This is a genomic window from Cupriavidus necator, assembly GCF_040578825.1.
GTDB classification, from domain to species: Bacteria; Pseudomonadota; Gammaproteobacteria; order Burkholderiales; family Burkholderiaceae; genus Cupriavidus; species Cupriavidus necator_E.
This window is the reverse complement of record NZ_JBEFLI010000115.1, coordinates 1-13528: the sequence shown is the minus strand read 5'-3', so window position 1 is coordinate 13528 and position 13528 is coordinate 1. Positions and strand designations below refer to the sequence as shown.

At 66.2% G+C, this 13528-nt stretch carries 10 protein-coding genes; 8 read left to right on the top strand and 2 right to left on the bottom strand.

Features of this window, described 5'->3' with window-relative positions; genetic code table 11:
* The 3 genes from AB1I47_RS32030 to AB1I47_RS32020 all read left to right on the top strand — a co-directional run.
* Positions 1 to 309, top strand: a 309-nt coding sequence (locus AB1I47_RS32030; RefSeq protein ID WP_354687681.1) for a hypothetical protein, incomplete at its 5' end; no start/stop codon positions are given.
* 249 nt (positions 310 to 558) lie between these two features.
* A complete protein-coding gene (locus tag AB1I47_RS32025) occupies positions 559 to 1779 on the top strand; it encodes a polysaccharide pyruvyl transferase family protein (protein WP_354687680.1) in 1221 nt (406 codons plus the stop codon).
* Between the two features lie 173 nt (positions 1780 to 1952).
* Positions 1953 to 3401 carry an FAD-dependent oxidoreductase gene (locus tag AB1I47_RS32020; RefSeq protein ID WP_354687679.1) on the top strand — a complete coding sequence of 483 codons (1449 nt, stop codon included), beginning with the start codon at positions 1953 to 1955 and terminating at the stop codon, positions 3399 to 3401.
* 17 nt (positions 3402 to 3418) lie between these two features.
* On the opposite strand, the gene AB1I47_RS32015 is transcribed toward AB1I47_RS32020, so the two are convergent.
* Positions 3419 to 7537 carry a putative Ig domain-containing protein gene (locus AB1I47_RS32015; RefSeq protein ID WP_354687682.1) on the bottom strand — a complete coding sequence of 1373 codons (4119 nt, stop codon included), beginning with the start codon at positions 7535 to 7537 and terminating at the stop codon, positions 3419 to 3421.
* A 498-nt stretch (positions 7538 to 8035) separates the two neighbouring features.
* Here AB1I47_RS32015 and AB1I47_RS32010 point away from each other — a divergent pair, with 498 nt between their 5' ends.
* The 4 genes from AB1I47_RS32010 to AB1I47_RS31995 all read left to right on the top strand — a co-directional run bounded on the left by AB1I47_RS32010 (position 8036) and on the right by AB1I47_RS31995 (position 11282).
* A complete protein-coding gene (locus tag AB1I47_RS32010; protein WP_354687678.1) occupies positions 8036 to 8584 on the top strand; it encodes a phage tail protein in 549 nt (182 codons plus the stop codon).
* A 9-nt stretch (positions 8585 to 8593) separates the two neighbouring features.
* Complete coding sequence (locus AB1I47_RS32005; protein ID WP_354687677.1) at positions 8594 to 9130, top strand: phage tail protein; 537 nt, start codon at positions 8594 to 8596, stop codon at positions 9128 to 9130.
* A gap of 35 nt (positions 9131 to 9165) precedes the next feature.
* Positions 9166 to 9687, top strand: a complete 522-nt coding sequence (locus tag AB1I47_RS32000; protein ID WP_354687676.1) for a phage tail protein — start codon at positions 9166 to 9168, stop codon at positions 9685 to 9687.
* 365 nt (positions 9688 to 10052) lie between these two features.
* Entirely contained in the window at positions 10053 to 11282 is a 1230-nt protein-coding gene (locus tag AB1I47_RS31995; protein WP_354687675.1) for a hypothetical protein, read from the top strand.
* Between the two features lie 26 nt (positions 11283 to 11308).
* On the opposite strand, the gene AB1I47_RS31990 is transcribed toward AB1I47_RS31995, so the two are convergent.
* A complete protein-coding gene (locus AB1I47_RS31990) occupies positions 11309 to 12181 on the bottom strand; it encodes a helix-turn-helix transcriptional regulator (RefSeq protein WP_354687674.1) in 873 nt (290 codons plus the stop codon).
* A 442-nt stretch (positions 12182 to 12623) separates the two neighbouring features.
* Here AB1I47_RS31990 and AB1I47_RS31985 point away from each other — a divergent pair, with 442 nt between their 5' ends.
* Positions 12624 to 13394, top strand: a complete 771-nt coding sequence (locus AB1I47_RS31985) for a ferredoxin--NADP reductase (protein WP_354687673.1) — start codon at positions 12624 to 12626, stop codon at positions 13392 to 13394.
* Positions 13395 to 13528 lie beyond the last annotated feature (134 nt).

The window sequence follows — 13528 nt, the reverse complement described above, 5'->3', positions numbered from 1 at the left end:
GCCTCGCGGCTCCCTCGCTCTTTCGAGCGGTCGCTCACTCTCAGAAAACTGACTGACCAGATCCGAAGATCCAGTCACGTTTTGCTGTGCGAGCACTTTATAACTTGCAAGCTAAAAGACCGGGGTCTTTCGCATCCATTATCAAGCGCCCACACTTATCGGTGTTTGTTTGTTAAAGAACTTGCCGCGATTCGCTTTGCTTATCGCGTCGCTGCGTTTTTGTCAGCAGCGAAGAAGCGAGACTATAAAGTATTTTCAGAAAACGTTCAACTGTTTCGAGAAATTCTTTTTACCGGGCGAGCACGCTAGCCCAAGTTAATCCCTGCACACTTCTTGCCCCGCCTGCATTGCGTTGTTCCTCAGTGCGGCGGGGGGGCGAATATTAATCCCTCGCCGCGTGGCATGCAAGCGTTTTTCCAAAAAGGCTTGCAGGAAGCTCTTTTGTCACTTGACGCTCATGCAGACGCCATGTGCCCCCCTTCCCGCGGCGGGCTACTATGGCTGAGCCTGCCTCGAGTCCAATACGCTGCCAACGCCAGTCTGGCCGCCGGAGGAAGCATGAGCGCCACCGACAACGCTTCGCGCACCACCATCCTGTTCGGCGCCTTCGATCGCCACAACTTTGGTGACTTGCTGCTGCCTCATGTCATTGCGCGCATGATCGGCGGCTCCGCCCACCCCTGCGTACATTACGCGGGGCTGGCTGAACGGGACCTGACAGACGTGGGGGGCCATCGCGTTCACGCGCTCGCGCGGCTGGCTGCCAGCCTGGGCAGCACCACTGTCGACATCATTCATGTCGGAGGCGAGATCCTGACCTGCAGTGCCTGGGAAGCGGCCGTGATGCTGCAGCCCCCGGAGTGGGCGCCTGCCATCGTGGCAAAACTCGATGCTCGGCCGCTGCAGCGCTCAGCCTGGGCATGCGAGGCGCTGGGTCTGCGGGACGCAGCACCGTATCTGCTGCCGGCCGGCATGTTTGCCAATGTAAAACGGGTGGCCTACCACGCCGTCGGCGGGATCACCCTTGGAGAGGTTGAACCGGCCATGCGCGACGAGGTGCTGGCCAAGCTCGGCGCGGCCACCAGCGTTGGCGTCAGGGACCTGCAGACCCAGGCCGTGCTGGCGGCCGATGGACTGGGCTGTCGCTTGCAACCGGACCCCGCCGTGATGGTGGCCGAACTGTTCGGCGATCGCATCCGGCAACACGCCCACCAGGGCGAGGTTGCAGGACTGCTGTCGCGCTTCCCGCATGGTTATTTCGCGGTGCAGTTCAGCGCCGACTTCGGCGATGACGCAACACTGGCGCAGTTTGCCTCTCAGCTACAACGTGTTGCCCGCGACCGCAACGTCGGCGTGGTGTTGTTCCGCGCCGGCGCGGCGCCCTGGCACGATGACATGGATTCCTACCGGCGCGTTGCGCAACAGCTGCGCGGCACCCCCGTCGTCCTGTTTGACGCGCTCAACCTGTGGGATATCTGCGCCCTGCTCGCACACAGCCGCGCGTTCGCTGGCAGCAGCCTGCATGGCGCCATCGTCGCGAGCGCATTCGCGCTGCCTTGGGTTGGCGTGCTGCGGCCGGGCCAGGCGCTTGCGCACAGCAAGCAGGCTGCCTTCGCCGCGACCTGGGGCACCGCCGCAGCGCCCGCGGCGGTGGCCGTGTCAGAACTAGCTGCTGCCCTGGATAACGCCATGGCAGCCGAGCCTGCGCAGCGGCAAGACCTGGCGCGAAGACCGGTCAACGCCTTCCGCACGAGTTTCACGGACATCCACGAGACATGACAGGCACGACCCGATCGCGCGACGGGCACGGTTTTCGCTGAACCCTTGTTGACGAAGGCGCCTTTGGGAGAACGGCCATGGCCAATCATGGTGGTGAGAGCATGTCATATTGGGCGGCGGGCACGGAATTGACCCGGCCGCCGCTGGATCGTGACGCAAATTGCGATGTCTGCGTGATCGGCGCGGGCATCGCGGGCTTGTCGGTCGCGTATGAGCTCGCCGCTGAAGGCAAGACCGTTATCGTGATTGATGCGGATACGCCCGGCGGCGGCGAAACCGGCAGGACGACCGCGCATCTGATGACGGCGTTCGACGACCGCTATGCCGAAGTCGAGCGCCACCTTGGCGCCGAGGCGGCGCGGATGGCCGCGATGAGCCACGCCGCAGCGGTCGACAGGATCGAGGCCATCTGCCGCGACGAGGCGATCGACTGCGGCTTTGAGCGGGTCGATGGCTACCTGTTCGCCCCCACCCCGCGCGATGCGGATTTGCTGGCGAAAGAACTCGAGGCCGCACATCGGGCGGGATTGCGCGATGTCGATCGGGTGGACTCCGTGCCGACCGGCAAGATGGATCTGGGGCCGGCCCTGCGCTTTCGCCGGCAAGGACAGCTCCATCCGCTCCGGTACCTGGGCGGCCTGATCGACGCGATCCTGCGCCGTGGCGGCCAGGTGTACGGGCACACGCGTGCGCTGGAGGTGGAGGACGGGACACCGGTCAGCGTGCGCACGGCCGGGGGCCACCGCATACAAGCCGGTACGGCAATCGTTGCAACAAATACACCCTTCAATGACCGGTTCGCGATCCATACCAAGCAGGCCGCGTACCGCACCTTCGTAGTCGGGATGAGAGTGCCGCGGGGCAGCGTGCCGAACTATCAGTTCTGGGACACGCCGGATCCATACCACTACGTGCGCATTGCCGGCGATGTCGACGCTGGCCACCAGCTTTTGATCAGTGGCGGTGAAGACCACAAGGTCGGCCAGGCCGACGATGCCAGCCAGCGGTTTGAACGGCTGGTGGCGTGGACACGCGAGCGCTTCCCGACCATCGACGAGCCTCTGTTCGCGTGGTCGGGGCAAGTCATGGAGCCGGTGGATGGCGTGGCCTTTATCGGACGCAACCCCGGAGAGACAAACGTCTACGTGGTGACCGGCGATTCCGGCAACGGCATGACGCATGGCGCCATCGCCGGCATGCTGATCCGCGACCTGGTCACCGAGCGCAGCAATGCGTGGGCCGACATTTACGATCCGTCCCGGAAATCGTTGTCGGCGTTCCTGGAATACGCGCGGGAAAACGCCAATGTTGCGCTCCAGTATGCCGACTGGCTGGGCGGCGGTGCAGGCATGGCGCTCGACGCCATCCCCATTGGCACAGGGGCCGTGGTCAAGGCGGGTGGCCGGCATATTGCCGCGTTCCACGATGCCGCTGGCACGCTGAACACGTTCGATGCCACGTGTCCCCACCTGAAGTGCCTGGTGCAGTGGAACAGCCTGGAAAAGTCCTTCGACTGCCCGTGCCATGGGTCGCGCTTCGGTTGCGACGGCAAGGTGCTGCATGGGCCCGCCAACGTTGACTTGCCGGTGGTCGCGGTCGCCGAGGACAGATCCCGCCAGTAAGCGGGATCTGACCGGCGTCAGAACGGCGCCGCAAACGTCAGCCGGACGCCCTGCTGCAGCCCGCCAATGCCGAACATCACGTTGTAGTCCAGCCCGAACGTCAGCGAGCCGGTGCGCAGCTTGCCGCCCAGCCCCACCTGCACGCGGTCGCGGCCGTACGGCGCATTGTTCACCGTATAGGCAGGTCCTGCGCCCGCGAGGTCGGCATACGCCAGGCCCGCCGCGTTCTGGCCACCGAAATCGTGCTGGTATTCCACCCGGGCAAACGGCAGGAACAGGCCCCACCGTGTCGACCTGGCGTACTCGGTGCGCAACCCCAGCGTGCCCGATACCGTGGTAACGGTTTGCCCGAAGTAAGTCAGCGCGCTGAAGCCGGCGCCGGTCTCGGTGAACTTGTCGAGCGTGCTCTCCGAGACCGACAGCCGTCCGTACGGCGATATCAGCCACGCCTGGCTGCGATACTCGTACCCCGCTGACAACGACGCAAAAATCTGGTGGCCGTCCCGCTTGCCGTAGGCAAACGCGTTCTCGTCTCCCACCCAGCGGCGCGAATCGAAATCGAGCGTGCCGTACCCGGCGACGCCGTCGATAAACAGCGACGGCCGCGGCCGGTAGCTGCCGTAGAGCGCCACGCTGAAGCTGTCGGCGGTGCTGCGCGTGCCGGCGGAGCCCACGTCGGTGGAGTCGCGGCCGTAGCCGAAGCCAAGTCCGAGCGTGAGCTGGTCCGAGAAGCGATAGTCGACTCCCGCGGTCACGCCACCGGTGGTAAAGCGGAAGCCGGAGCGCTGCGCCCCCGTATTGGCGAAGCCGAAGTCGACGGTGCCTGCGGTCCAGAACGCCAGCCGCGCGTCGTCTGCATGGTCATGCCCGGTTGTATCCGCGGCGTTCGGCAGGTCGGGCGCATTGCCGTCCCCCTCGCCGGCCTCGCTCACTACAGCCGCGTCGCGTGGATCGCGGGGATCGACCCCACTACCACCATCGCGCCCGCGCTTGCCTGCCGCCGCCGACTTGCGTGGCGGTGCCGTGCCCCGCAGGCAGGCGTCGCGCGCGGCGAAGCCTTCGACCGCCTGGCACCGTTGCGGATCGGTCTCGGCGCGCGGCATCACCACCGTGATCTGGTTGCCTGATGGCGCCCTGCCCTTGCCGTGCAGCGCTTCCAGGCGCTGGTTGTAGTTGGCGATCTGCGCGGTCGCGAAACGCCGCGCCGCCTGGATCTGGGCGTTGATCAGCCCGACGACGTCAGGATCGGTGGACGGGTCGCGGCGCGCCGTCACGGCCACCTGGATCTGCGCCGGAGACGAGGTGGCCACGGCATTGCTCAGCGTATAGGTCACCACCGCCGTACCCGCGAAAGCCGCGGCCGGCGCGAAGTTCACCGTATAGGCGGTAGCGGCGGGCTGCTTGTCTGCCGCGGCGGGTGTCTTGGGCGCAGTCGCGACCACGGTGGCCGTGCCGGCGTCGGCCGGGACCACCGAGACGATGGCGGCGCCGGTAAACGGTCCGCCGGTGGCGCCCTCCGTCACATCCACGTCGACGGGCCGGCCCGCCAGCGTGGACACCTGCTTCTGGGCCACCGGCACCGGCACGGCATTGACCGTGACGGTCACCTGGACCGGCGCCGAGGGCCCCGCGCCGTTGATGAGCGCATACGAGAACGTGACCGGCCCGGAGGTGGTCGGTGTCGGGGTGTAGACGATGTCGAGTCCGTTCACCGTCGCGCTGCCGCTGGCTGGCGGCGTCACGATGGTCACACCGGAAAACGGTCCGCCGCTGGCGTTGGCGGCGGCGTGGATCGTCACTGGCGTATTGGACAGCGTGCTCAGCGCGACCGGCGGCGCGGAGCCCACGCCCTGCCCCGTCGCCAGCGTATAGGATCGGCTGGCGCTGTAGGGGGCGCCGGCGCCGGTACTGCTGTCGCTGACGCGCACGGTGAAGGTATGGCTGCCGGCCGCCGTGGGCGTGCCGCTTAGTATGCCGGTGGCGGCGTTCAGCGACAGCCCCGCCGGCAGCGTGCCGGCAGACACCGCGAACGTGTACGGCGCAATGCCGCCGCTGGCCGTGAACGTCTGGCTGTACAAAGTGCCCACGGTCGGTGCCGGCAGCGATGCCGGCGACAGGCTGACCGTCGCCGCGCCCACGCTCAGCGTATAGGCGCGGCTGCCGGAATACGGCCCGGTGCCGGTGCTGCTGTCCGTAGCGGACACGACAAAGTTGTAGGTGCCCCCGGCGGTGGGCGTGCCGGCGAGCACGCCGCCGGCCGACAGCGTCATGCCGGCCGGCAGCGCGCCCGACGTGACCGCGAACGCGTACGGTGCGGTGCCGTTGGCGGCGGTGATGGCCTGGCTGTACGCCGTGGCGACCGTAGCCGCCGGCAGCGTGGCCGGATTGACGGCAATGGTCGGCGCGCCGATCGTGACGGTGTACGCCCGGCTGCCGCTGAAGCCGCCGCTGTCGCTCGCCTGGATGGTGAAGTTGTAAGTGCCCCCCGCCGCGGTGGTGCCGGTGATCGCGCCGGTGCTGCCGTTCAGCGTCAGGCCGGGCGGCAATGCCCCGGCGCTCACGCTGTAGGTGTAGGGCGCGATCCCGCCGCTGGCGCTGATGCCTTGGCTGTACGCCAAGCCCAGCGCCGGATTGGCGAGCGACGCCGGCGCCAGCGTGACTGTCGGCGCCGCCGTGGTCAGCGTATACGCGCCGGCCACGGTGAAGGGGCCGGTTCCCGCGCTGCTGTCGGTCGCATTGATCGTGAACGATACGGTGCCCGCGGTGACAGGCGTCCCGGACAATACGCCCGTACCGGTATTGAAGGTCAGGCCCGTCGGCATGACGCCGCTGTTGACCGTCAGCGAATAGGCATAGGGGCTGGTGCCGCCGCTTGCCGTGAAGGTCTGGCTGAACGGCGTTCCCGCCGTGGCGCCCAGCGCGCCCCCGGCCGGAGACAGGCTCATCAGCGGCGCGCCGATCACCAGCGCCAGCGTGCCGCTGTTAGCCGTGAAGGGCCCCGTGCCCGTGCTGCTGTCGGTGGCACGCACCACGAAATTGAAGGTGCCGGCAGAGGTTGGCGTACCGGAAAGCACGCCCGCGCTTGACAGCGCCATGCCGGGCGGCAGCGCGCCCGACACCAGCGCATAGCTGTACGGTGCGGCCCCGCCGCTGGCCACCGCCAGCGACTGGCTGTACGCGGCGCCCACCGCGCCTGGCGGCGGCGGCGACGGCGCATAGTTGATCGTCGGCGGCGATACCGTGATCGTCACGGTGGCGGGCGCCGACGTGCCCGAGCCATTGGTGGCCGTATAGGTAAAGCTGTCCGGGCCTGCGTAGGACGCAGTGGGCGTATAGGTGATCGAGGTACCGCTGGCGATCGCCGTGCCATGGCTGGGCGCCGATGCCACGCTGACGCTGGTGGGCGCCCCGCCGGTGAGGTTCAGCGTGATCGGGTTGCCGGTGCTGCCGTATGCGACGGTGGCGCTGACGCCGTTGGCCACCGGCGGCCCGGCAATATAGGTGAACCGGTCGGCGGCACTGGTCGCGCTGATTCCGGCTGGGGTGGTCACGGTCACATCTACGGTGCCCGCGCTGCCGGGTGGGGCGGTGGCGGTCAGCGAAGTCGCGCTGTTCACCACAAACGAAGCGGGCGAAACGCCGAACCGGACGATGGTGGTGCCGATGAAGTTGCTGCCGGTGATAACGACGGCGGTGCCGCCCGCGGTCGGTCCCGAGGTCGGCGAGATCGCCGTCACGGCAGGCGGACCGCCCGTGACGTTGAACTGCACGGTGCCGTTGGGCGCCCACGCCGCGCCATTGTCGCTGGTGTAGAAGGTGGCGCTGTCCGTGCCCAGGAAGTTGGCGGGCGGCGTGTAGACAAAACCGTTCTCGTTCTGGCCGTTCGGCAGGTTGCCGTTGTAGATGTACAGCGTGCCGCCCTGCGCCGTCGGGGTGGTTTGCGTGGGTGCGCCGAAGTTGCCGTTACCGAAGGGGTCGTAGCCAATGCCGAACTGGTTCGGGTCGCAGGCCGTGTAGTCGGCCGGCGTGAAGGCATAGACCGTCTGCTGGTTGGTGGTGGCGGGAATGGTCAGCGTGCACGACGCGGCGAGCGCCGGCCGGGGAACCGCCGCGAGCATGGCCAGCAGCAGCGCCATCCATGCCAGCCAGAATACGCTGCGCCACTGCGCCAGGGGTTGAAGGACTCGCGCGCCGGCTCTCGCCGACAGCCCGGCATGACGCGCGCTGACGCAACCACTGGCTGGTGTGGACACCCGTTATCTCCCGATGCCCCGCCTTATCAAAGCGAGGTCAATAGCGCCGTCCGACAATGCGCCAGTGCACGAAGCAGATGCCAGGCGCGTCGTTCGTGACGACGTTGTTATTTTTGTTGACTTTCCGCTGGCATCGCCAACACTCATCCATGTCCGCGACGCGCGGTGGCATCTTTCCACGCTAAAGGGTGGCCGGCGCAGGGGCAAAGGCGAATGAAAGTCAGGCGCATGCAGCACGGCAAAAATACGCCAAATACATCACCGCGGAAGTGATCAAATTTGACTTCAGATATCAAAAATTATTAATTCGGTTTTTTCCGCACGGCTTTGGCTGCAGCCGGCCGTGCGTTCAGGGGCATCCTTTATCGGGGGAGGTAGACCGTGGACCAGTATCTGGGGGAAATCCGCCTTTGCGCCTTTGCCTATGCGCCCAAGGAATGGGCGCTGTGCGACGGCAGGCTGCTGCCGATCGCGCAGAACCAGGCGTTGTTCAGTCTGCTTGGCACGCAGTACGGCGGCAACGGCACCACCACGTTCGCGCTGCCCGACTTGCGCGGCCGCACGCCGCTGCATCGCGATCCGAACGACATCGTGCAGGGCCAGTCCGCCGGCGTGGAATCGGTCACGCTGACGGCGACGCAGTTGCCCATGCACTCGCACTTGTTCAACGTCTCGTCCAGCCCGGCCACGGCGCTGAATGTGGGCGTCTCGCAAGACCGCGTGCTGGCGACAAGCAACCTGTATAACGCCAGCAATCCCTCGATCTCCGGCCCCGGCGAACTGCTGTACGGCACGCCCGACTCGCTGACGCCGCTGCTTGACGAGGCTTGCGGCAACACGGGCGGGGGCCAGCCGCATGACAACATGCAGCCGTCGCTGGTGCTGAACTACATCATCTCGCTGGTTGGCATTTACCCTAGCCGGGACTGAGGAGCGATCATGGCGCAACCGTTCGTTGGAGAGATCCGCATGTTCGCCGGCAACTACGCGCCGGCGGGCTGGGAGTTCTGCGCTGGCCAGACGCTCAGCATTTCCCAGTACGAAATGCTGTTCACGCTGCTGGGCACCTTGTATGGCGGAGACGGCACCACCACCTTCAGGCTGCCTGACCTGCGCGGCAACCTTCCGCTGGGCCAGGGGACCGGGCCTGGGCTGAGCGCGCGAACCATCGGCCAGGCCTTCGGCAGTCCCAACGTCACGCTGGTACCCAGCCAGATACCGGCGCACACCCATACGATCCAGGCCACCAACACCACGGCCTCGACGACCACGCCGGGACCGGGCGTGCTGCTCGGCACCACGCCATCGCCAAACACGTTCTACGACGCCGGCACCGCCAACCCGCCCGGCAAGAATGCCTTCGCCCCCGGCACGATCGACATGAGCGGCGGCACGCAACCGCACAGCAACCTGATGCCCACCGCCTCGGTGAACTACATCATCGCGACCGAAGGCATCTACCCGATGCAAGGCTGAGCGCCGGGCACAGGAACCCTGCACACGGAGGCCATATGTCAGACCAGTACCTTGGAGAAATCCGCGTCTTTGCCTGCAACTATCCGCCCAGGGACTGGGCCGCATGCGACGGCCAGCTGCTGCCGATCGCGCAGAACCAGGCGTTGTTCAGCCTGCTTGGCACGCAGTACGGCGGCAATGGCACGACCACGTTCGCGCTGCCCGACCTGCGCGGCCGCGCGGTGACGGGCCCCGTCAACGGCGTGCTCAACGACCCCGTTGGCACGGCCACGGTCACGCTGACAGCAGCCGGGATGCCAGCGCATCACCACACGGTGTACGGCGATACCGCGCGCGCGGTTTCGACCGAGGCCAGCGCCAGGCTGCCTGCGCGCTTTATGCTGCCGAACAACCAGTCGTACCTGCCGACCAACGCCTCGCCGGCGCCGGTGATGACCACCCTGTCGCCGCTGGCGGTGGCGCCCGCCGGCGAGAGCCAGCCGCACCAGAACATGCAGCCGTACACCGCGCTGATGTTCTGCATCGCACTGGCCGGAGAATTTCCGCCGCGGCCGTGAGCGTGGCGGCCGCCTGCCATCGCTTCGGCCCGGCAGCATGCCCCTGGATATCGCGCTCCCCGGCATCGCCTGAACGCGGCTTGGCACTGCGCTTGCATGACGCTGACTGTACGCCGCCACGAGATCCCGTTGCCTAATCACGAAGAGTAATGGCGGCGGACATATTGCGATCCTATATTGCCCCAGCGGTACCCGTTACCGGCACGCACGCAGCCGGACACGGGCGCACGGATGGCAGGATCAGACACGGGTTCGCCGCCACCATCCTCCATCCGATATTCCAATCACTAAGGCGGCAGATTGTTGCAGGGGTGAATTCCGCTCCCGTTGCTTCATGACATATTGAGAATCCGAGGGGTTAAACCATGAGCGCTCCAACCGTCAGTGCATTCGATTTCTCGTCTCCCGGCGCGGTGCAGTTCAACGCCGGTGCGCCGGGCCTCATCATGGGCGCCAGCACTATCCACGTGCTGGCCTGGGTCTACGTGAGCAGCGCTGGCCTGCCCGCCGACCAGAAGGTGTACTCGCTAGGTCAATCGCTGGTCCTGGGCGTGGGCACCGATGGCGGCAACGTGCCTCTGCTCTACCCCGAGGTCTGGGACAGTGCCGGCAACCGCTTCACCTTCCAGGCCGGGGAAATCCCCACTGACCAGTGGAGCCTGTTGGAAATGATCTGGACGCAGGGCCAGAGCCTGGTGGGGCTGATCAACGGCGTGCAAGTGCAGTCGGTGCCAGTGTCGGGCAGTCTGCTGATGCAGCCGAACGCCGGCGGCACGAGCTATGTGGGCGCGTTCTGGGACGGTGAGTCGTACCCGTTCTCGGGCATGGTGCAGTCAGTGTTGCTGACCAACGGCGCCGATCAGACGGCCACGCAAGCGTTCGCGATTCAGCCATCGGGGGCGATCAGCAACTGGGGACCCACGACGCCGGTGTTTATGGGCGGGGCCAGCACTGTCACACTCGACACGGCGCCGTCGACGCCCTTCCAGGCCCCGGACCAGCCGCCCTCGCCCACATACGTCGGCGAACAGATGCCCGGCTCCGTCACCGCCTCCGCGCCCTTCAGCATGGTAGTGCCCGGCACCGACAGCAGCACCTACACCATCCTCACCGTCAACCAGGCATGGAACCAGCTGGTGGAGATCACCGGCCAGCCCGGCCTGGACACCGGCTATGAGGTAGATGTAACCACCGGCATCAGCATCACCGACAGCGAAACGCAAACCCTGGGCGTCAGCCTGGGGCTGGAAGCGGGCTTCGACATCGGCTTGCTGAGCGCCAAGGTGAACCTGACGCTGTCGTACTCGGAGTCGTTTACCGAGGAACTGTCGATCACCGAGCAGACCACGATCGCGAAGAAGTTCGACATCGACAAGCCGGACGTGACGACCACCGGCGTATGGTGGCAGGCCGTGCCGACGCTGACAACGTTCCAGGTGATCGACTACAGCAACACCGTGGGCGCCAGCGTGCTGGATCCGTTGCCGGATATTTCGGCCACGGTGTATCCGGTGGAAAGCAAGGGCAAGCTGAAGACGCTGGGCATTCCGTTCAAGGTCGGGGCACCCGCGTCGCAGCCATCATTGAGGACGTAGCCGGCTGCGCGGCTGGCGTTGCGGGATCAGCTTCGGGCGGCGCTCCCCTCACCGGGGGCGGCCGTTCGCAGTGTCCACAGGGGGGGCAATTGCGCGAACGGCGGCACGGTGTGGGCGATCACGGCCACGGCGTGCCGCCCTTCCGCGCCGAGCTTGTCGTAGATAACGCGCGCATGCACCTTGACCGTGTCGACGCTGACGCCAAGGATCGCCGCGATGTCCTCGTTCGACTTGCCCTGCGCCAGCCATCCGCACACCTCGAGCTGACGCGGCGTCAGCGTCGGAAATGCCAGCTGCAAGCGCTCTGCCGGCCCCAGCCTCGCCACGGTGCGCTGCTGGGCCTGCCGGTAGCAGCGCACGATATGCGGGCGCAGCGCCTGCAGCCGGTCGCGGTCGCCGTCGCTGAACGGCTGGCTGCCGGTCACCCGGTGGCCAGCCACCGTGACCGCATAGCCCTCGTGCTGGAACACGATCGCCAGCAACCGGTGCGCATTCGACGGCAGCAGCACCTCGCGCGCGATCGGCAGCGCCATGAATTCGGCATCGCTGAAGAAGTCGGATTCGCGCAAGGCGCGTTCGCCATAGAAGGCGGGGTCGTACTGCAGCAAGGGATGGCCGCCGGGACCGTGCGTGTTCCTGAGCCTGGCAATGGCCTGCATCAGGCGGCCGTCGGTGGCCAGGTCATCTTCCGGCGAAACCAGTATGCGCAACGCCTTGCTGCGCTGATGGCATTCGGCATAGCTGACCACGTCCGCGTCGGTCAGCGTGGCCACGCTGCTGAACAGCAGGCCCGGTAGCGCCAGCAGGTCGGGCTCGTGCTCGTACAGGGAAATCACTTCATCCCGGAATGCCTGCTGCTTCGAGTCCTCGGACGTCAGCCCGGTCGGTGAGGGGCGCATGCTGGCCTTTCGCCTGCGTGGCACAAGGTAACGGCAAATGTAATGAAAATGCCAATCCTGGCGATTGTAGCGTGGTCGCCGCGTTAATGCCCTGTGCCTGACATCGGGCCGAGGGGTTAGTGGCGCGGTCGTCTGGCGACAAGGAAGGGGTCACGCAGGATGCTCGCGCGTGGCGAATATGTCATGTCGACGTGCCCAGGATGCCGCGAATACGCCACCCCGCCCGGCAGTGCGCTCCCGACGCCACTGCACCTCGCCTTGTCCCGGTTCAGCACCGACGCCGCCGGCGTTTTACAATACGGCCGACGAAGTGAATTGGTTCATTTCGGAGATCCGCCGCCTGGCGGGCCGTCGCTGACCGGCGCGGCTGCCTTGCCGCTACCGTCCGCTACCCGTTAATGCCCTGACCCGCCGGCCAGCCGGTGGCCTACTTGTTTTGTCCATGAGCAATCTCAACCAGCAAACCGTTCTTTCCGTTCACCACTGGACCGATACGCTGTTCAGTTTCACCTGCACGCGCGACCCGGGCTTTCGCTTCGAGAACGGCCAGTTCGCCATGGTTGGCCTGGAAGTCAACGGCCGCCCGTTGCTCAGGGCCTACAGCATCGCCAGCGCCAACTACGAGGAGAACCTCGAGTTCTTCAGCATCAAGGTGCCGGATGGCCCGCTGACCTCGCGCCTGCAGCACCTGCGCGAGGGCGACCAGATCTTTGTCGGCAAGAAGCCCACCGGCACGCTGCTGATCGACAACCTGAAGCCCGGCAAGACCCTGTGGCTGCTGGCCACCGGCACCGGGCTGGCACCGTTCCTGGCGCTGATCCGCGATCCGGAGGTGTATGAGCGCTATGACAAGATCGTGCTGACCCATACCTGCCGCTATGTCGAAGAGCTGGCCTACCACGAACTGATCTCGCAGCACCTGCCGCAGCACGAATACCTGGGCGAGCTGGTGCGCGACAAGCTGGTCTACTTCCCCACGGTCACGCGCGAAGACTTCCACACCCGCGGCCGCATCACCGAGCTGATCGAAACGGGCGAACTGTTCGAGCGCCTCGATGTCCCCGCATTCTCGACCGAGAACGACCGCGTCATGCTGTGCGGCAGCCCCGATATGCTCAAGGAAATCCGCGTCATGCTGGAGGCGCGCGGCTTCATCGAGGGTAATATGAGCGAACCCGGCCACTTTGTGCTGGAAAAAGCTTTTGTCGGCTGAACCTCCGGAAGGGCGCTGGCGGTGCCATGGACCGCATTCCAGCGCCCGCCTTGACCGGACGCAAGCCGCCATCCGTTGCCGACCCTCAAACTGGCAGGCATGACCTTCATCCCCCCTTTGCCCCCCTTGCCTCC